At 50.0% G+C, this 19,074-nt stretch carries 17 protein-coding genes; 2 read left to right on the top strand and 15 right to left on the bottom strand.

Annotated elements, in window-relative coordinates; translation table 11 throughout:
- Nucleotides 1–52: 52 nt before the first annotated feature.
- From HNR77_RS17095 to HNR77_RS17055, 9 genes are all read right to left on the bottom strand, one after another.
- On the bottom strand, nucleotides 53–1,039 hold the full coding sequence (locus tag HNR77_RS17095) for an ABC transporter substrate-binding protein (RefSeq protein ID WP_184186789.1): 987 nt from the start codon (nucleotides 1,037–1,039) through the stop codon (nucleotides 53–55).
- Between the two features lie 187 nt (nucleotides 1,040–1,226).
- Nucleotides 1,227–1,601 carry a hypothetical protein gene (locus HNR77_RS17090; protein ID WP_184186786.1) on the bottom strand — a complete coding sequence of 125 codons (375 nt, stop codon included), beginning with the start codon at nucleotides 1,599–1,601 and terminating at the stop codon, nucleotides 1,227–1,229.
- Between the two features lie 5 nt (nucleotides 1,602–1,606).
- Nucleotides 1,607–2,287 carry a 3'-5' exonuclease gene (locus HNR77_RS17085; RefSeq protein ID WP_184186783.1) on the bottom strand — a complete coding sequence of 227 codons (681 nt, stop codon included), beginning with the start codon at nucleotides 2,285–2,287 and terminating at the stop codon, nucleotides 1,607–1,609.
- Nucleotides 2,288–2,308: 21 nt separating this feature from the next.
- The gene (locus tag HNR77_RS17080; protein ID WP_184186780.1) at nucleotides 2,309–2,887 is read right to left on the bottom strand and encodes a histidine phosphatase family protein; all 579 of its coding nucleotides are present in this window, start codon (nucleotides 2,885–2,887) and stop codon (nucleotides 2,309–2,311) included.
- Entirely contained in the window at nucleotides 2,884–5,082 is a 2,199-nt protein-coding gene (locus HNR77_RS17075; protein WP_184186778.1) for a class I SAM-dependent methyltransferase, read from the bottom strand. The genes HNR77_RS17080 and HNR77_RS17075 overlap by 4 nt, the downstream gene beginning before the upstream one ends.
- Nucleotides 5,083–5,113: 31 nt before the next feature.
- Nucleotides 5,114–5,935 carry a phosphotransferase family protein gene (locus HNR77_RS17070; protein WP_184186776.1) on the bottom strand — a complete coding sequence of 274 codons (822 nt, stop codon included), beginning with the start codon at nucleotides 5,933–5,935 and terminating at the stop codon, nucleotides 5,114–5,116.
- 124 nt (nucleotides 5,936–6,059) lie between these two features.
- Entirely contained in the window at nucleotides 6,060–6,650 is a 591-nt protein-coding gene (locus HNR77_RS17065; RefSeq protein ID WP_184186774.1) for a GNAT family N-acetyltransferase, read from the bottom strand.
- A gap of 6 nt (nucleotides 6,651–6,656) precedes the next feature.
- Nucleotides 6,657–6,794 (bottom strand): hypothetical protein, encoded by a 138-nt coding sequence (locus HNR77_RS17060; protein ID WP_184186772.1) that lies wholly within the window; start codon nucleotides 6,792–6,794, stop codon nucleotides 6,657–6,659.
- Nucleotides 6,795–6,922: 128 nt separating this feature from the next.
- A complete protein-coding gene (locus HNR77_RS17055) occupies nucleotides 6,923–7,801 on the bottom strand; it encodes an AraC family transcriptional regulator (RefSeq protein ID WP_184186770.1) in 879 nt (292 codons plus the stop codon).
- A gap of 126 nt (nucleotides 7,802–7,927) precedes the next feature.
- On the opposite strand from HNR77_RS17055, the gene HNR77_RS17050 reads away from it, so the two are divergent.
- Both HNR77_RS17050 and HNR77_RS17045 read left to right on the top strand, forming a co-directional pair.
- Nucleotides 7,928–9,217, top strand: coding sequence for a Gfo/Idh/MocA family oxidoreductase (locus HNR77_RS17050; RefSeq protein ID WP_184186768.1), 1,290 nt, complete (start codon nucleotides 7,928–7,930; stop codon nucleotides 9,215–9,217).
- A 208-nt stretch (nucleotides 9,218–9,425) separates the two neighbouring features.
- Nucleotides 9,426–9,851 carry a hypothetical protein gene (locus HNR77_RS17045; RefSeq protein ID WP_184186766.1) on the top strand — a complete coding sequence of 142 codons (426 nt, stop codon included), beginning with the start codon at nucleotides 9,426–9,428 and terminating at the stop codon, nucleotides 9,849–9,851.
- A 167-nt stretch (nucleotides 9,852–10,018) separates the two neighbouring features.
- Here the strand turns inward: HNR77_RS17045 and HNR77_RS17040 are convergent, their stop codons facing one another.
- The 6 genes from HNR77_RS17040 to HNR77_RS17015 all read right to left on the bottom strand — a co-directional run bounded on the left by HNR77_RS17040 (nucleotide 10,019) and on the right by HNR77_RS17015 (nucleotide 18,974).
- Nucleotides 10,019–13,201, bottom strand: coding sequence for a bifunctional cytochrome P450/NADPH--P450 reductase (locus HNR77_RS17040; RefSeq protein ID WP_184186764.1), 3,183 nt, complete (start codon nucleotides 13,199–13,201; stop codon nucleotides 10,019–10,021).
- Nucleotides 13,202–13,577: 376 nt separating this feature from the next.
- Nucleotides 13,578–14,303 carry a LutC/YkgG family protein gene (locus HNR77_RS17035; RefSeq protein WP_184186761.1) on the bottom strand — a complete coding sequence of 242 codons (726 nt, stop codon included), beginning with the start codon at nucleotides 14,301–14,303 and terminating at the stop codon, nucleotides 13,578–13,580.
- Entirely contained in the window at nucleotides 14,293–15,810 is a 1,518-nt protein-coding gene (locus tag HNR77_RS17030) for a LutB/LldF family L-lactate oxidation iron-sulfur protein (protein ID WP_184186758.1), read from the bottom strand. Before HNR77_RS17030 ends, HNR77_RS17035 begins: the two co-directional genes overlap by 11 nt.
- A complete protein-coding gene (locus HNR77_RS17025; RefSeq protein ID WP_184186871.1) occupies nucleotides 15,807–16,535 on the bottom strand; it encodes a (Fe-S)-binding protein in 729 nt (242 codons plus the stop codon). Before HNR77_RS17025 ends, HNR77_RS17030 begins: the two co-directional genes overlap by 4 nt.
- A 166-nt stretch (nucleotides 16,536–16,701) precedes the next feature.
- Entirely contained in the window at nucleotides 16,702–17,463 is a 762-nt protein-coding gene (locus tag HNR77_RS17020) for a DeoR/GlpR family DNA-binding transcription regulator (protein ID WP_184186755.1), read from the bottom strand.
- 2 nt (nucleotides 17,464–17,465) lie between these two features.
- Entirely contained in the window at nucleotides 17,466–18,974 is a 1,509-nt protein-coding gene (locus HNR77_RS17015; RefSeq protein WP_184186752.1) for a rhamnulokinase, read from the bottom strand.
- Between the last annotated feature and the right edge of the window lie 100 nt (nucleotides 18,975–19,074).

Raw genomic sequence — 19,074 nt, 5'->3', positions numbered from 1 at the left:
AAGAAAGCTCTTCAAGATAAATTGAAGAACTTCCTTAGCCAGAACGTTTCTTTTATGGCGTCATCTTAGTCAACAAATCATCGATCTTCATCGAGTTTGCAATAACTGCCCCGGACTGCCAATGGGATCTTTCCATGAAATACACCTGTTTGTTTTTGACTGCAGGAAGGGACTGCCACAGTTTTCCGTCCAATATATGAACGGCCTCCTGATTTTCTTTGGAATCCCAGGTTCCATTGGAAGGAAACACAATGATATGATCGGCATCGAGACTCGGGATGGCTTCCTCGGACAGAATCTCCTGATATTCCTGCATATCACGAGCGAGCGGATGAGGTGTCAGTCCAAGATCAGAATAGATGAAACCCGTATATCTGTTTTTGGCCCCGAATAATGCCAATCCTTTATCCGCAACATTGAGCCTTACAACAGCAACCGTTTCATTGCCGATGGAATGATGCAGTGAAGCTTTGGCATCTGCAATTTTTTGTTTAAACTGCTCGCTAAATTCTTTACCTTTCTCTGGCTGTCCAACGACATCGGCAACGGTTGCCAGGACTTGATTGGAGTCCTGAAGGACCTTTTCAGGTATACGATAGGTCGGTGCCACTTTTGTGTATTGTTCGTATTGTGCAGCATCTACCCCGCCATCCACAATGATCAGGTCTGGATTGTATTCCAGCAGTGCTTCAACACTTCCTGTGATATCAAACTGGGGCACATCCAAGTTCAGATAATCCTGCACACCCCATGCGGGATGATACCACTGCACAATCGGAGTGATATCCAGAGCTTTAAGATAGTCCTCTACGTATATACCTGCAATTCGCTGCGGATGGACCGGAATTGTAACTTCCCCGTATTCATCCTGAACCACGCGAGTATCCGCATTCGTCGGTTGCGCTTCCGCACTGCTGTTGCTGCCATCCCCTTGTTGATTAGCAGGTGAAGCTGTATTTGCTCCGCACCCGGATAACACCAATCCTGCGATCAGCAGCAGAAGTAACCACCCTTGAATATTGTAACTGAGCCTTGCCATAATGCCCTTCCCCCTAAATCTAATCTGTTTTTGTGCTTATGAGAAATGTTTAATTTATAATGATAATCATTCTCATATAACATGATAGGTGAATTGTACATGAAGTTGGCATCAGCACACAATACACATTTGAAGCCTCTTTTTTATACAAATAAAGCAGACGGATGAAACAAAACAACCCCTGGTATCAACCGAGGGGCAGTTTTCCTTGACGATAACTTCCTAACAATCGCTTCACAAAATCATTCTGTTCGTGCTTATGCAGCAAATAACAGCCGATCAGCCCAAAGTCATCGCTAACATACCCCGCCAACTCCGGATCACCTGTCAACGTAATCGTGCGTTTAAATGCTGTCTCTCGAATACTCCGCAACACCTCTTGCTCGGCCACAGCCGAATCACCCGCATATCGTTCATATGCCTGCATCCATTCGTCTGCAAAGGAAGGTTCATCACGTTCATCCAGATACGCATCTATATCCAGCCCTTTGAAATTCTGATCATCAAGCAGGTGTCCATCCTTCAATTCCGCGAGCAGGGTGTGCACATCGTCTCTGTCCATACATTTCAATCTCCCTTCTCTTTTGTCAAATACATCTCCGGGATGACAAAACGTTTCATATGTTTTCCTGAATCCGCTGTAAAATGATCCAAACCACGCTGCTCATATTCCTCCAGCACACATTCGAAAATCCGGGCAATGATCCCGCAATCCTCCAGTGCATCATGTCTGTGAATGCCTTCTGTATCGAGATTGTAATAACGAATAAGAAAATCTGTCGATACCACATCCTTTACCTCGGGATGAATATAAGTGAACATTGCTTTCGTATCCAGCACTTTATTTGTGAACATCGTTAGTCCAAACTGCTTGCAATGACGCTCCAGCATGGGCAGATCATATTCATATCCCGCATGAGTCACCAGCACCTGATCCCCGATAAAACTGCAAAATTGCTTATATACCTGGTCAAAATGTGGCGCCTGCAGCATCGCTTCGTTCTTGATGCCTGTAAGCTTCTCTACTGCTTCCGGTATCGGTTTGCACGCCCGAACCAGAGAAGTAAAGCTTGCCTTATCGGCCGCTTCTCCCCTTTTGTAATACATCGCACCGAACTGCGTCACACTCTCCACAGCTGTATCGATCCCCGTTCCTTCCAGATCAAATATACAGTACGTCCTATCTTGAAGCGGTGTTACACTAAAGCCTTCGACCGTATATGTATCCGATTCAAACGTAATTTTCATATGAGCTGCTCCATTCTGTCGTCATTGCCACAATCGAACAATCCGCAGCATGTGGTGATTCCTATCCAGATCAAGCCGGTAAATATCTGGCATCGTTGTGCTTTCCCAGAATTCGAACCCGTAAGCCGGATCAAAATGCTGAAAAATAAGCGTCATCACATCCCCATGTGTACCGATCACAATGCTCTGGCCTGCATGCTTCTGCACAATCCTTTCTATCACACTTATTGCTCTTGTCCGCGCTTGTTGTCCGGATTCTCCACCTGGAAAAGCAAACGTAGCGTCAAGGTACAAACGCCGTTTGGCTTCATGAAAATGCTCATGTTTCACATGAGGGCCAGACAGCGTTCGCTCACGTAAATCCTCCTCCGTGCACACCGTTTTTCCGCAGAACTCAGCCCAAGCCTGGATGGTCTGCACAGCTCTGAGATATGGACTGGAGTAAAAAATGTCTACAGCCTCTTGCTGCATGAGATTGGCAATTTTCCGGGCATCCAGACACCCCTGTTGCGTGAGCCCACGCTCACGCTCCCTGCCCTCGACATATCGGGATTCCGCATGTCTTACAAAATATAGACGTGTGTGAGCTTCCTGGCTCATGCAAGTACCCTTCCCTTTTTTTCAATCACAATCAGACAGGTGCTGTCGGGCAAGGCCACAGGCTCACCGTGCTCATCCATGATCATAATCCGCTCTGCCAACGCCTCGGTATAGCCATCTTGCAGAAAATGACGCAGCATCAAAATATCTGCTTCTTCCCCCAGCGTCTCCCGGATGCACTGCTCATAAGCCTGCGGTGTGAATATGCCGAACTGCTCCTGAATTTCGTGCACATAAGCCTCCTCACCCCAGGTATACGTGTACAGGAACTCCATCGCGTCATTAATCGGGAGTATAACCTCATGATCCGACAGACGTTCATACGTAATCACACGACCTTTGAAATCCGCAGCATAACGTTCCAGCCATTGCATGCCATCCGGCTCCAGAAAGCGAATACGCCGTTTCAATGACTCCGGCTCACTCATAATGCCGTCCCGAATCAGAATTCTTCCTCCCGGAGAAAGCACTTGAAAAGCACTGCGCAGCGCAGCGGCCACCGTATCTGTATTAAATCTGTGTCCGTCCCGCTCAATATAAGAATATAACTCATGCAGAATCGAGGAAAAAATGACCGTATCTACCGTGCCAGCCTCGACATATTGATCCAGTTGCAGGGCGTCCCCTTTCATTACATGCCACCGGTGGGATTCCATCTGCTTCTTACGCTCCAGCGCTTCAATTACATTGGACGAAATATCAATGCCGATCGGCTCCACCTCCGGCTTTTCCTGTTCAATCAGATCCAGCAGAACCCCCCCGCCTGGGCCGATGTCAAGCACACGTTTGCCAACTATATAGTCCAGCAGCACCTTCTTGTAATCCCCCGAGCTGTTCATGTCTGCTAGATAGGTTTCTTCGTTGTGGAAACGGTCATATGCATCCCGGCGCAGCCCGAACAGGTCAAATAACAACAGCACAGCCTGCTCATACAATGGAGATTTCTCAGCCTCAATACAGAACGCAATCAGTTTTTCTGCGGCAGGTGAGAATTCAAACGTCACAAACAGCGTATCCGGCACGTCCGAGTATCGTTCAATGCGATGTCCGAGATGCGGATAAGGCAGCTGCTGCCCCGTAACGAGCTGTTCCCACGAATACTGCTCCAGATATTTTTCAATCATGCGTTTCTTGTAAATATTCAGCTTTTTGACACCCTTGTAGTCGTAATACATCGTGTTCATTAACGGCTCAAAGCTGATATGATGAATCGAAGTCGCAGAAATACGTTCATCATGCTGCTTTATTTGTTTGATCTCCGTGATTCCCGTGTTCTCCGCATTCCCCGTATTTATTGTGTTCTGCATATTTCCCTGGTTCCATTCTTCACTGTGAAGTGCCAGCATGAACACTTTGACCATCTCTTCCAGCGAAAAATCTCGCATGGCTGACTCGACGTACCACAGGGTACGCGAAGCAAGGGGTGCTAACTGCTGCTCTACAGTAATCCGCTTTCCTAGCTCTGCATACGTTTTATCCATAGCTTCACCATGCCGGATCGAACCACTTCTCAGACGGGACAAACGCTCCTTCACAGTCCAATCCCTGTGCTCCGTTCCATCCACAATCCAGCCTATGATTTGCCGCGCCTCGTCCTGAACCTGGCTCCACAGGTCTTCATGCACACCTGCAATGATGCATTCATTCAAGGCCATCAATATTTCACGCAGTTCACCATCGGTAACCCAGCCTTCGGCAGTCAGTGAGCGGAGAGGCAGGTTCTCCACAAATGGAATCTCACCTCGAATATACTGTCCAATAAGACCATGCGTTGCAATCAAGGTGCGAATAATCTCATGCTTTGGTGTCCGGATTGCAGATGCTGCATACAGCTCGTATAACTGGGCTGAGCCAATATTATGTACAAACAGGTTAATGCCCTGCTGCTGCCAAGCTCTGCGCTGTTCCAACGAACCACCCTTCGCTGTCTCCGACCAGGCCAGCACCTCCTCCAGCAGCTCACGGATCCAGAAGGAAAGCCGCAGTCCCTCCAGTACCTGAAGTGTGCGCTCCGTATAATCCATGACAGCATTGGTGTGCTCGAGTTCAGCCATCGAGTGAACACGCTCCAGATTGATGCGCGGCTTCTCTGCCGCTGCCAGCAGCTGCAGCCACTGCGGCTCGGCTGTTATATGCTGCTGTGTATCTTTTGATTTGGATTTGTACATTCGGATTGCTTTTAGCGCGTGCAGCATGAAGCCTCACCTCTTTATCTCATGATGTTGTTTATATTGATTCGGGCAGCATCCGTAATCGGGTTCGCACGAATTCAATCAATTGCGCTGCTTCCGAGGGCGGCAAATTTTCATCCAGCCGTGCCGCTGCTACTGGCAGCATCCAGGCTTCAATTTGTTCACGACTGATCCCTGAAAGAGCGATATACCGCTCTAAATAATGCTGCAGCATGATGCTGCGGGCCCGTTCGAATGCTTCCCGAATTGCTGGTGCTTCATTATCAGGCAGATTGCCGCTCATTAATATTACCCACGTTCGGGCCACATCACCCGCAGGATCACCCGCCATACCTGTCATCCAATCAATGATACAATACTGCTCACCGTCCCTGGCAAGCATGACATTATCGGGATGATAGTCACCATGACAGATATAACTCATTTCAGGCAAGCGGGACAAGTGGTTGATCAGGCACTCCTGTTCACGTTCAGAGAACTTGGACACGCGCTGGATGGCATGCTTCAGAACCTTTTTCTGGCCAGGCATTGTACTGCTCTCATCGTGTAATCTGTGGAGTTGGTAATGATAGTCCGCCATGCGGGATGAGAACTGCTCCAACTCTTCGGGCTGCTGCATCATCAAGGATAACAGCGTTGAGCCTTCAAAACGTTCAAACACGACGCCCAGACGTGAATCTTTTTCCAGCAGCTGCACTGCACGAGGTACAGGGAGCCCTTTCTCATAGACCAATTCGCTGATACGAAATTCAGTTTCAACGGCTTCCCTTGAAAAACCTGGACGATATAACTTCAGCAGCAGATTATCCGCATACTGATAAATCTCCGCTGTTCTTCCTTGACCCATGCATTCCATTCATTGTCCTCCTGACGTTCCATTCAATTGATTCCCCTGAGTAAGAACCTATGCCCCTGATCTGTTTATTCTGCATGGTCACAATATCACACCCACTTGGGTTTCCCTCTATACTTCTTCCTTTTTATTTAAACTCACTGCCTCTGACTTTGGCAAAAACCATCATATCCACCCCTTCACCTGTGCGATCCTGCTTGACTTTGCGCAAAATCCCTTCCAGTGTGTACCCTGCCCGTTCAGCCACCTTTGCACTGCGGACATTTCGGGAATCACAGCGAATTTCGAGCCGATTGGCCTGCAGATGCATGATCGCAAATTGTTCGATTCCCCGCACCGCCTCTGTGACTAACCCTTCACCTGAGCGCGAAGTTCGCACCCAGTAGCCAATCTCGAAGCAGCGCACATTCCAGTCAATCCGGTGCAAACCACTGCAGCCAATAAACTCATCCGAAGCTTGATCACGCAAATGGAGCATCAGGTCACTGCGGTCCATAAATTTCAATCTGGCTTTGCGTACAACGATTTCGGACTCTTCTATTGAAGGAATGTTCTCGGCAAAGGGCATCCAGGGCCGCAGCTGCTCGGCACTTTCCCGAATGGCTTCATTCATCTCTTTGCCGTCTCCCCACCGCGGAGCACGAATAGTCAGACGTTCCGTCTGAAAACTCTCGGGAAAGTCCAGCATAATCGAATTAATTGCCCCTTTATCTGTCATCAGAACTTACGCCTCCACATGAAAAATAGAATCAATGATCATCATTCCATTCACAATGACGGCATTGGCATATTTTCCGGCAGGAGCACTGGAGCGCGGAAGTATAATTCCCAATTCCTGTAGTCTGGCATCGATTCTACTCATAAACAGCATTCCATCTCCTTTATGTACAATCAAATAAAATACATCCTGAAATGATTATATAATGCTATGTAAAACATGGAAGTTGTTTGTGCAATGCACCAAAATTGGATATGCCCCTGATTTTGATTTTATTTCTTTGACTCCACCCCGTTCTTGAACTCCTGCCTGTATGCTCTGGGCGACAACTGCACGATACGCTTGAACACCTTGCCGAAATGTGAAAAATTCCCGAATCCCGCAAGCAGGGCGATGTCTGTGACAGACTGCTCCGTTTCACGAAGCAGACGCTGAGCTTCCTTCACACGCAGCAAATTCAAATAATCACTGAAGGTGAAACCCGTCGTTTGTTTGAACAGCCGGCTGAGATAATGTGGACTGATTCGAAACCGGGCAGCGGTCTCCGGCAATGTCAATGCTGCAGCATAATGGTCATTCAGATAGCGGACTACGGTCTGAATCTTCGGGTGAAGAACAGGTTCCTGCTCACTCATATGTATACGGCCCAAGTGACGGCAACGATACGTATGAAGCAGCAGCTCCAGCGCCCGGTGACGAAGCATCATGCCCGTGCCCTCATCAGGATGACGCATCTCCTTCAGTATTTCGGTCACAATCCCCTCAGTCACCTTCCCGCTCTGAGCGGGCAGCCTGACAATCGGCACATCCCAGCGAAACGGCTCTGTCAGCGCATCTGTCAATGCTGATGCAACGGCCATAGCGGCAAACAGCTCAGGCTTCACATACAAAACAATTCGTTCATGGTCGGGCATGCCGCTTTCAAGTGTTTTATGCACCGTGTTGCGATCGACAAACACAAGATCCCCTGCCTTCACCCGATACGAGCGATCCTTGATAAAATAAATGCGTTCACCAGACAGCAGGTAATAAAGCTCATAATGGTCATGAAAATGATCGTCCGCCATGGAAAAATATCCGATACGACGATCGTATTCCATATGTAAATAACCCGTCTCATCCCGGTATTCCGCACGAATGGCTTCTGTCATATTCGGTCTCTCCTTTGCCACAATTATAGCAAAATATGCGGTGTTTGAAAGCGATTACGCAAAAAATGCGGCGAAAGAAGTGTTCCTTTGTTATAGGCTAGACCTATATTCAAGGAGGCGATATGCGTGGGTAACAAGAAACGATATGTATTGGTCGGTACTGGCGGCCGGGCTGAATTTTTCTATGGAGCCTTGACCCGGGATTTCAACGAAACTTCCGAGCTCGTCGGCTTTTGCGATATGAATCAGATTCGTATGAATTATGCCAATCAGCTGCTGCGAGAAAAGTATAACTACCCTGAAGTGCCAACATACACGGCAGATCAGTTCGATCAGATGATTGAACAAGAGAAGCCCGACTACGTCATTGTTACCAGCGTAGACCGGACGCATCACAAATACATTATTCGTGCGATGGAACTGGGATGTGACGTTGTTACCGAGAAACCGATGACCATTGACGAAGAGAAATGCCAGGAGATTCTGGATGCCGTTAAACGTACAGGACAGCATGTACGCGTAACCTTTAACTATCGTTATGCACCACATCACACCAAAATCCGGGAACTTATTCTGAACGATACGATTGGAAAAGTAACCTCCGTGCACTTTGAGTGGCTGCTGAATACCCGCCACGGCGCAGATTATTTCCGGCGCTGGCATCGGGACAAGCGCAATAGCGGCGGTCTGCTGGTGCACAAATCCACTCACCACTTTGACCTGGTGAACTTCTGGATCGGATCGCAGCCGGAGACGGTATTTGCCTTCGGAGATCTGATGTTCTACGGCAGAGAAAATGCCGAAGATCGTGGCGTGACTCAATTTTATAATCGTGCAACAGGCAACCCGCTTGCAAAGGAAGACCCGTTCGCCCTGCATCTGGATTCGGATGCTCATCTGAAATCCATGTATCTGGATGCCGAAACCGAGGACGGATATCAGCGGGATCAAAGTGTATTCGGGGATGGCATCAACATTGAAGATACGATGGGTGTTCTCGTCAAATATCGCAACAAAGCCATTCTGACTTACTCCCTTGTCGCTTACCAGCCATGGGAAGGTTATCGCATCGCCATCAACGGCACAAAAGGCCGGATGGAGATGAACATTGTAGAACAGTCCTACGTTAACTCGCTGGGTGACAAGAGTAAGGAAGGCGCATTAATCGGCAAAACACTGCGTGTGCTGCCCATGTTCGGTGCCCCTTATGAAGTTGAAGTGGAGGAAAAGGAAGGCGGTCACGGCGGCGGTGATCCTGTGCTGCTGAACGACCTGTTTGGTGAGCCGGCAGAAGATCCATTCCATCGCGCGGCGGATCATGTGGACGGCGCCCGTTCGATTCTGACGGGTATTGCAGCCAATCGTGCGATTGCAACCGGCCTTCCGGTCAAGGTAGATACGCTCGTTCAATTTTAGTGTCGTTACGTGTCTTCGAGACTGGATCATCTCAACCTAAACAAGGGTGCAAGCTTTAGAGACGTTTCATCTCTAGCCTGCACCTTTTCTTATTCACTTTTCCCATGTTCTATATAAACAGAGCATTACGAACATGGGCTGTCAATTGCTCACCTTCCTCCCCTGTTCATTCATATACTAGCTATAAATGATGAACGGAGGATGACTTATGAGCTGGCATCATCTTCGTACAGGCAAAACCCTTCAACAGCGCTTGGCCCAATTCCAGGGGCATATCGCTGAACTGAACACCCCGCGATCCGGTCTGGAACCTGGACGCATTCGGCAGGTATTCCCGCGTAATTTTATCAAAGTAAATCATCAATTATTTATTCCGCTGAGCCTGAATTCCATTCGTGTATTCGATATACCGCGCACACGGAGGGGTGCAAGAGTAGGGATTCGCACGACCTTCCCTTCCCGCAATGCGTTCCGAAATATGAGACTGGTGGGTGTAGGGATTGACTATATCGAGCTGCAGGGCAAAGGCAGAGTTCCGTCCCGCATTCTGTTTCCACTCTCCAGTGTGGAGTCAATCTATCGTCCCAACCGACGAAGCTATAAGCTGAAACGCACTTGTATCCGCCGACATTAGCTCAATTGAAACGGCTCCAGCAAAAAGCGGTGAGAACCGGTTCATTCCAGTTCCCACCGCGTGGCATGTCACCTGTCGTTAAAATGCAACAGTCATGGATTCATTTTATCGTTAAAACAAACCACCTAACCTCCGTCAGTTACTTCCCAACACACCCTTATCTCCGCTCAGTTGCCTGCCCACACATCCTTGGCATAACGGCCCTGCTCCTCCAGCTGCTCAAACCAGACCTGCGCCTCTTCAGAAGTTTTGCCTCGAACAGCGGCATAAGCCTGCTTGAGTGCTTCTTCTACATCCGGAGCCATATGGCTGCCATCTCCACAGATATAGAGGTGTGCACCGCTCTCCAGCAAAGGAATCAACAGTTGAGCATCATGCTTCATTCGATGCTGTACATAACACTTCTCTTGCCCGTCAACGCGGGAGAATGCCGTATGAAGCTGGACAAGTCCCTCTTGCTCTGCAGCTTCAAGCTCGTTTTTGTACAGATAATCATGCTCGGGATTGCGGCAGCCAAAGTAGAGATGAGCCTCGCCAATCTGCTGCCCCTGCTGCTTCATTACATATCGGGTCTGCAGGAAACCACGGAATGGCGCCACACCGGTTCCAGGGCCTACCATAATGATCGGTACCTCTGAGTGCTCTGGCAGCTGGAAGCCGGATTCAGGGCTGCGGACAAACATCACAACCTCATCACCAGCCTTCAAACCCGCCAGATAATTGGATGCTACGCCTTTATAAATGCCTTTACCGTTCCATGCAGGTGCCTGCACTACACTTACCGTAATACTCGCCTGCGTCGCCTGTACCCGTGGTGAACTGGAGATGGAATAATATCTGGCCTTCAAGGAAGGCAGCAATTCAAGGAAACGTTCAAACGGCAATTCACAGGCTTCATACTTTTCCAGAAAATCAAGCATGGATATACGTTTGTTACGTACTTCCTCCATATACAACGATTCATCCAGCAGCGCCTCAAGCTCCTTCTTGTGCGGAGGACAAACGGTGTAGGCGGCAAGCTCTCGCAGTTGTGCGCGCGTTGCAGTCTCCTGCAGCTCCACGCTATGACTGAGCAGATCGTACAGATTCACTGGCTGCTGTATCGGAAGATGTGCTGCACTTCGACCTGATGCATCCAGCACCAGATGTTCCGCGCCCGTAAATCCGTAGCGGCGAAGCACACGTTCCACAAGCTCAGGTGAATTTTTCGGCAGTATGCCCAGGTGATCCCCTTCCTTGTATGTGATGCCCTCCGGCAGCTGAATCTCAAGATGTCTTGTACTGCGTTCGCTGCCCTCGTCATGAAGCTCTCTGTTCTCCACGATGGAAGCTGTGTGAGCATTATACGTATCCACCAGTGGCGTAACAGCCATCCCGGTAACAAATTGCACGGACAGAGAGCTGCGTTCATTATTGGACCGGGTATTCAGCTTCAGCTCCAGCGTACGCGCAAGGTCTGGCCATAATTGTTCTGTCCAATCCTCCACCTGTTTCTCAAAATCACCACTGGCATCCGATTCACCAAGGGAGGAAAGCCGCTTCGCCCCGCGTGAGGACAGCTGCTCATCAATCAGACGTGGAATGCGCTGATACGTGCTGGCCCAGTTATGGTCACCACAACCCAGCACTGTATACTTCACACCCTTAAAGGCGTCGCCATCTGCCTGTTCGATCCATTCTACGAACTTTTTCGCATTGCTTGGCGGCTGACCATTATACGATGCACTGACAATAAGGACAGCCCCTTCTTTTGGAAGTGTGCCTACCCGTTCATCCAGGGCAGCCACTTCGCTGCGGAAGCCCTGATATGTGGCAGTATCAGCGATCTCACGAGCAATGCCTTCCGCCGTACCCAGATTGGACCCGTACAATACAAGCAAGGGTGTATCGTGTGAGTCCACAGCCTGCATTTCACTCTTTTTGGCTGCTGAAGCCGATTCTTGCACCGCACCACCACCACCAGCAGGCACAGCCATCACTGGCTGCCCCCCACGAGCGCGCACACGAATGATGAAATGATCCGGTTTAAGCGTCAAAGATTCCTTGACATCGAGCTGATAATTCATGTGGTCAATGAAATCAAAATGCTTCAGCACCATGCCCAGCACAAGCGCTGCTTCCTGAAGGGCAAACTGCTGTCCGATACATGCACGCTGTCCATTGCCGAACGGCTTGTAGGCGTTATGCGGTACTTTGCTCGGGTCTTCGAAGCGCTCAGGCCGGAATTCCTCCACATCGTCCCCCCAGGCTTCCTTGTCCCGGTGCAATCTGGGGATCAGTACGTTAACGCTGTCGCCCTTTTGCAGCGGATATTGACCTCCGAGCACCGTATCTTCCTTCGCGTACAGAGAAAATGCCGGGGCTGTTGGCCACAGACGCAGCGCTTCATTCAGCACCATACGTACATACTTTAATTGCCGAACCTGATTATAGGTAGGAACCGGATCTTTCAGAATCCGATCTGCTTCGGCCTGAGCCTTTGCCAGCTTATCGGGATTTTTCATCAAATAATATACCGCAAAGGATAGCAAACCGCTTGTCGTCTCATGTCCGGCAATCAGGAACGTAATGATCTGATAACGGATGTTCTCATCATCCAGCGTTTCCCCGGTTTCCGGGTCTTTACCACTGAGCATGTGGGATAACAGATCGTCTGCATCTTCCTGCGGATGCGCCTTGCGCTCTGCAATGATGTGATCCACCAGCTCGAACATAGAGCGAATGTCCTGTTCAAATTGCTTCTTTTTGGCGAACATCAGCTTATCCTGCAAAGGCAAACGCTGCAGCGAGCTCATCGATTCATCAAGCGCACGGACCATGCTTCCAATAAAGGGATGTGGCTCTTCCCGATAAAAGCTGTTAAAACGATAATTAAATCCGCACAAACCGATTGTATCCAGCGTAAGCCGAGTCATGTCCTCAGGCACATTGACCGTTTCATCCGGATTCAGTCTTGCCCACTTCTGGACGAGCTGCACGGCAAGGTCCACCATTTTCGTATGATAACCCTGCATTGCCCGCTGGCTAAAGCTGGGGAGCAGCACATTATGCGCTTTTTTCCAGTTAGGTTCATCTGTACGGCTCGTGAACAGCCCATCTCCTGCAAAAGCACGTACCTTGGCAAGCGGTGCCCATACTCTTTTATCAAATCTGGATTCATCCGAGGCTTCGGCTACATACTTCTCGCTTGAAATGTACAGCTCACTTCGCGCTGCATACTCCATTCGAAAAATAGGACCGTATTCTTCTGCTAATTTGACCAGAGATTGCGTTGGCTTTTCCAGATCCAGATGGGGCAGATTACCCAGTGGACCGTACTTTTTGGGTTGAGGCACAGAAACAGATGGCATAACTCTCACTCCTTCTTTTTCTCAAAAAATGTAAATGATGAGTGCTGCGACATAGCAACCTTGCTTGCATTTCCCCTTCAGCTTATAGCATGGTGACTCCCATTTCACTTGATTCATGATCAATCGTATTTCTAAAATATTACAGACAGTACCGATTGACCAGAATCGTAATCCAGTCATTTTCGAGTAAAAAAAATGGGCGTTTCTCTTTATGTATCTTTACAATAGCATCTACCGTCTCAGTCTTCAACTCCACCAAAGTAGTAGGTCCTGAGGCTCGTTTTGATATATGTAAAAAAATGCAAAAACTGTCCCTGGCGTTAAAACGCCATCAGGACAGTCATGAAATTCGATATCTATATGCTGCACAGCCCTGCTAGCCTACAATTAGACCGTATACAATTCCGGGGCCGTGAACTCCGATGGTCAGATCATTTTCGATATCGGAGGAACGGCTGGGACCGGATATAAAGTGAATACCCGCAGGCAGCTGTTCTCTTCCTGCTTCGTCGAAGCGATCCAGTGTCTCACCCAATCTGGTGTGCAGCCTCTCGACCGGAATGATCAGAATCAGCACCGTTGGCAGCAAGCTGACGGAGCGGCCTTTCTCCGGGGAAGAAAGCACGGTAACCGAGCCTGTATAGGCTGTAGCATAATCAGCCATCACTACACCAATATCCGCTTCTGCCGCCCGTGCTCTCCAGTTCACACCAGGCTCACTGTTCCAGACGGAGACCTGTACATGCGAAAGCTTTTCCTCCAGTCCCAGAGCGGTCAGTGCCTGCTCATTCTGACGAATCAGATATCTGGCACTTAGTTCATGTGCTTTGTTGGTGATAAACTGTGCAACCTCGTCCATGCTCTGAACCCTCGCGATATGAGCACCCACACTGACAAAGTTATCTGTAAACGCCTGAATTCGCTTCTCCACATCCCATTCCAGCTCGTTCCAGAAGTCCGGGGCCCCTCGAAAAGCATGAGCTGGTGCGCTGTGCTGTCTGGGTCTTCTCAACTTGGCAGCGATGTCGTCCATGAACTGCTCCTGCCTGTGCCTTGATTTTACATCCATGGCTTCCAGCCATTGCTGATGTTCACTTTCCATGCTTCCCGCCCCCTTCCCCGCGCTCGTGGATGATCTGCTGCATTCGCTCATGTACAGCGGTATCCATAACCTTGGGCTGCTGACTCAGTTCCTGCTCCAGCTTGCTCCACTGCTGCCGGAAGGACTTTTTCGCCAGACTTGGAGCCACTCTGTAGGTGTTCCAGCCTTTCAGCGGCCCAAGCTTTAACGTAATGCCCTCGTTCCGCACCACAGCCTTCTGTCCCAGCTGTCCCAGCCGAATCGCAGCTGCGAAACGTTTGGAGTTCGCCGCTACAGCAGCGAAGCCCTTCATGCCCATCGTTTCCAGCTTGTTTCCATGGCCCTCCTCCACCTTGCGCCGGCGCAAATAGACGAGCATGTCATGCAGTGGAATTTTGACCGGACATGCTTCGTAACAGGCACCGCACAGACTGGATGCACTCGCGATATCATTCCATTCATCAATGTTGCCGTTTAATGCGGGGGTCAGCACTGCCCCAATAGGTCCGCTGTAGGTCCCGCCGTAAGCATGACCGCCAATATGGCGATACACTGGACAGGCATTAAGACAGGCTCCGCAGCGAATACAATTCAGCAGCTCCTGGAACTCGGGATCACCAAGCTGCAGCGAGCGGCCGTTGTCCACGATAATGATGTGCATCTCGTCAGGTCCATCTGCATCTGCCGTGCGGCGAGGACCTGTAATGCCGGACATGTACATCGTAAGCTTTTGTCCAGTAGCCGACCGTGGCAGCAGGGTAGCCATCACCTCCAGGTCTGCCCAGGACGGGATGATTCGCTCCATGCCCATAAGTGTAATCTGTGTCCGGGGAACGGTAGATACCATGCGGGCATTGCCTTCATTTTCAAATAAAACCATCGAGCCCGTCTCCGCTATCGCAAAATTGCAGCCCGTCAAGCCGATGTCGGCCTCCAGAAATTTCTCGCGCAGCTTCTTGCGTACAAACCCGGCCAGCACAGTTGTATCCGGCTCCAGCACTTCTCCGGCTTCTTTGGACAGCAGCTCCGCGATCTGATACCGGTTTTTGTGAATGGCCGGAATAACGATATGAGACGGGGCTTCACCCGCAAGCTGGATGATATATTCGCCAAGATCGGTTTCGATCGCTTCAATGCCCGCCTCCTCCAGCACATGGTTAAGATGCACTTCCTCGGAGACCATGGATTTGGATTTGACCACGCTTGAAGCCTGCTTGTGCTCCGCAATATCCAGCGCAATGGCTGCCGCTTCTACAGAGGTGTCTGCAAAATGAATATGCACACCGTTCGCACGTGCGTTGTTCACAAATTCATTCAAATAATAATCGAGATGTGCGATCGTATGCAGCCGAATCTGGCGTCCTCGCTCCCGCCACTCTTCCCAGTTGCCATGCTCTTCCGAAGCGGCTTTCTTGCCGTTACGCAAACGTTCTGTTGTAAACTTCACGGCTTTGCGAAGAAAATCATCATTCAGCGCCAATTCCGCTCGGGATTTGACCGTTTCAGCCATAACGCCAGGTTGGCTCATCTTGTCTGCACCCCTTCATATAACAACTCAGCCAGATGCATCACGCGCACAGGCTCATTTCTATGCCTGAGATTGCCCGCAATATTCATCAGACAGGCCATATCCAGTCCGACGAGCACCTCCGCTTGTGTTTCTTTGACATGATCCACCTTCTCGGTCACCATCGCCCCGGAGATATCAGACATTTTGATAGCAAACGTACCTCCGAATCCGCAGCAATCTTCAGCGTGAGGCAGTGGAACCAGTTCCAGTCCTTTAACATTGGCAAGCAAGGCGAGCGGCTCATCCTTCACGCCGAGCAGACGACTGCCATGACAGGAAGGATGGTATGTTACTTTATGGGGAAAGGAAGCTCCGATATCGGTTATGCCCAGCACCTTCACAAGAAACTGCGTAAATTCATACGCCTTGTCCTGAAGCCGTTTCGCTTTTTCCAGCCAGATCGGCTCCTCTGCAAACAGCTCGGGATAATGGTGAATCATATAGGTGCATGAGCCTGACGGACAGACAACAAAATCACTGTCATCAAACGCTTCCAGTATGGTCTTGGCCGCTGTTCTTGTCTCGTCCCAGTATCCACTGTTATAGGAGGGCTGCCCGCAGCAGGTCTGCACCTGCGGAAATTCCAATTGAACACCGTAAGCCGCCAGCAAACGAACCATTGCCTCTCCCACTCGGGGATAGATGGCATCGCTGAGACAGGTTATAAACAAGGAAACCTTCATCGTCCCATTCCCTGAAACCTTCATCATCCTATTCCCTGAAACCTTCATCATCCCACCTCCAACTTAACCAATATATTGTTCATGCCGTTTATACTAAAAAGAAACGGCTCATTGCTGTATTGACGTCAATGCTCTGCATAATCAAGCCAGCCGCATCCTGTTTCCGTTATACCGTATGGACCTCCAGATGATAGGTACTGCACAAGGACTTCTGCTCTTCACTCAAAGGCTGATCCGTAATAACGGTGTGCACCGCCTCCAGTCCCGTCACACGTGCGAACGCCCGAATGCCAAACTTGCTTGCATCCGCCAGCAGAATCACCTGATCCGCGATTCCCACCATCTTCTGTTTCAATCTGGCCTGTAGTTCACTTGATTCACTGATGCCGCCGCTCTCAACATGAACTCCCTTGCAGGACAAAAACAGTTTGTCAACATGGTAGGTTTCCAGTGAACGCTCTGCCAGCGGGCCAACAAAGGATAAAGAGCGAGCCGCCAATTGTCCTCCAGTGGAGATGACCTCGATGTTGTCCCGGCTGCTCAGCTCCGTAGCGACTTGAATGGAATTGGTCAGCACCGTCAGCGGTATATCCGGCATATTGGCTGCCATGTACCCTGCCGTCGTGCTGGCATCCAGCAAAATACGATCTCCCGCTGCAATGAAGGCCAAGGCTGCATCAGCAATCCGTTTCTTCTCAAGCGCATGTGTCGTTTCCCGAATTCGATAAGGAATCTCCGGCTGATCCTCCTTCACACTGACGGCCCCGCCGTGTGACCTGCGCAGTCGCCCGGCCCGCTCGAGCCGATCCAGATCTCGGCGAATGGTTTCTTCCGTTACACGGCAGCGCTCGCTGAGCTCTGATACACGCATGCTGCCCTTGATATTCACAAGTTCCACAATTCGGTCATATCGCTCTGCCGCCAGCATTCCTACACCTCATTCCCGCTGTCTGAACCCGGCAATGCAGCGGATGCGGCAGCCGTGATTCGCATAAATCGCTCATAAGCTTCCGCCCATACCGATCTGTCCTGTGGCTCATATTCCGCTACAGGAAATGAATCGCGAATGACGCGGCGTGCTTCCCATATATCCTTGAATGCTCCACTCGCCATCCATTGCACAGCCATATTGCCGATGGCACTCCCCTCCGCTGGCCCGGCCCATACCGGCTTGCCGATCGAGTTTGCCGTCCACTGGCACAACAGCTGGTTCTGAATGCCGCCGCCCACCATGTGCAAACCATTGAAGGACTGGACTGACAGCTGTTCTGTCCATTCCAGTACTCTGCGGTATTTGAGCGCAAGACTCTCCAGTATGGCACGAGCTATGCTGCCTTGATCCTCGGGTACTACCTGCCCCGTGTTGCGACAATACTGACGAATTCGCTCCGTCATATCTCCCGCAGGCAGAAACAGATCATCATCCGGGTCAAACAAGCTCGCAAACGGAGGCGCAGCCTCTGCCTTCGCCAGCAAAGCTGCATAACTGATGCCTTTTCCTTCGCGCTCCCACTGACGCATGCTTTCCTGCAAAATCCAGAGCCCCATAATATTTTTGAGCAGGCGATACGTGCCTCCCGCTCCACCCTCATTTGTAAAGTTCAGCGCAAGACTCTCGGCACTTATCGTCGGCTGATCCAGTTCGGTGCCCATCAGTGACCATGTTCCGCAGCTAAGGTACGCAAACGCTCGTTCCGTCGCCGGAACCGCCACGACAGCGGAGCCGGTATCATGCTCTGCTACTGCAATGACAGGAATAGATGCAAGACCCAGTTCATGGCGTATGCTGCTGCGCAGCTGTCCAACCGAAGTACCCGGCATTACAACTTCACCGAAGCATTGCCTGGAGACACCAATATGGTCAAGCAATTCCCCATCCCACTCGGCAAGCATCGGATTGTAAAGCTGGGTAGTGGTGGCATTGGTGAACTCATTCACCGCTTCGCCAGTAAGGAAATAACGCAGCAGATCAGGAATCATCAGAAAGCGCTCAGCCTCACGCAGCAGCGGAGACGCACTCCGTTTCAGCACGGCCAGCTGATATAAGGTGTTAAACGGAAGAAACTGTATGCCTGTACGTTCAAAAATACGTTTTGCCGATAATTCCTGACAAATCTGATCCATCATGCCATTAAACTGTATGTCACGATAATGATAGGGGTTGCCAAGCAGTTCGCCGTTTCTGCCCAGCAAACCAAAATCCACACCCCAGGAGTCGATTCCCAGACTCTCAGGCACTTCACCATGCTGTTTTACAAGCGTTAATCCCTGAAGCACTTCATGGTGCAGCCGCAAAATATCCCAATGCATGCGCTCTCCAACCTTCACCGGTTCATTTTTGAAACGATGAATTTCGCGGGTTTCCATGCCTCGATCGTTCAGATGCCCGAGTATGGCTCGGCCGCTGCCTGCACCCAAATCATAAGCAAGTACACTCACTGCTTTTCCCACCTTTTCGGCACGTTATAGTTTAAAGCATCAACGCCCGTAACTCTTTACTTCAACTCCAAACATTGTTTGTTTATGTTTGTTTAATATT

The sequence above is a fragment of the Paenibacillus sp. JGP012 genome (assembly GCF_014203995.1).
GTDB lineage: Bacteria > Bacillota > Bacilli > Paenibacillales > Paenibacillaceae > Paenibacillus > Paenibacillus silvae.
The sequence above is the reverse complement of the archived record's forward strand: the minus strand, read 5'-3'. Positions and strand labels throughout refer to the sequence as shown.

Excerpts from the sequence above, each read along its gene's own strand:
- HNR77_RS17055 (WP_184186770.1), bottom strand. The coding sequence starts at position 7,801 with ATGACAGAAGCCATTCGTGCGGAATACCGGGATGAGACGGGTTATTTA.
- HNR77_RS17075 (WP_184186778.1), bottom strand. The coding sequence starts at position 5,082 with ATGCTGCACGCGCTAAAAGCAATCCGAATGTACAAATCCAAATCAAAA.
- HNR77_RS17035 (WP_184186761.1), bottom strand. The coding sequence starts at position 14,303 with ATGGAAAGTGAACATCAGCAATGGCTGGAAGCCATGGATGTAAAATCA.
- HNR77_RS17045 (WP_184186766.1), top strand. The coding sequence starts at position 9,426 with ATGAGCTGGCATCATCTTCGTACAGGCAAAACCCTTCAACAGCGCTTG.
- HNR77_RS17025 (WP_184186871.1), bottom strand. The coding sequence starts at position 16,535 with ATGAAGGTTTCCTTGTTTATAACCTGTCTCAGCGATGCCATCTATCCC.
- HNR77_RS17040 (WP_184186764.1), bottom strand. The coding sequence starts at position 13,201 with ATGCCATCTGTTTCTGTGCCTCAACCCAAAAAGTACGGTCCACTGGGT.
- HNR77_RS17085 (WP_184186783.1), bottom strand. The coding sequence starts at position 2,287 with ATGAAAATTACGTTTGAATCGGATACATATACGGTCGAAGGCTTTAGT.
- HNR77_RS17065 (WP_184186774.1), bottom strand. The coding sequence starts at position 6,650 with ATGACAGATAAAGGGGCAATTAATTCGATTATGCTGGACTTTCCCGAG.
- HNR77_RS17095 (WP_184186789.1), bottom strand. The coding sequence starts at position 1,039 with ATGGCAAGGCTCAGTTACAATATTCAAGGGTGGTTACTTCTGCTGCTG.
- HNR77_RS17060 (WP_184186772.1), bottom strand. The coding sequence starts at position 6,794 with ATGAGTAGAATCGATGCCAGACTACAGGAATTGGGAATTATACTTCCG.
- HNR77_RS17020 (WP_184186755.1), bottom strand. The coding sequence starts at position 17,463 with ATGCTGGCGGCAGAGCGATATGACCGAATTGTGGAACTTGTGAATATC.
- HNR77_RS17070 (WP_184186776.1), bottom strand. The coding sequence starts at position 5,935 with ATGGAATGCATGGGTCAAGGAAGAACAGCGGAGATTTATCAGTATGCG.
- HNR77_RS17030 (WP_184186758.1), bottom strand. The coding sequence starts at position 15,810 with ATGAGCCAACCTGGCGTTATGGCTGAAACGGTCAAATCCCGAGCGGAA.
- HNR77_RS17090 (WP_184186786.1), bottom strand. The coding sequence starts at position 1,601 with ATGGACAGAGACGATGTGCACACCCTGCTCGCGGAATTGAAGGATGGA.
- HNR77_RS17080 (WP_184186780.1), bottom strand. The coding sequence starts at position 2,887 with ATGAGCCAGGAAGCTCACACACGTCTATATTTTGTAAGACATGCGGAA.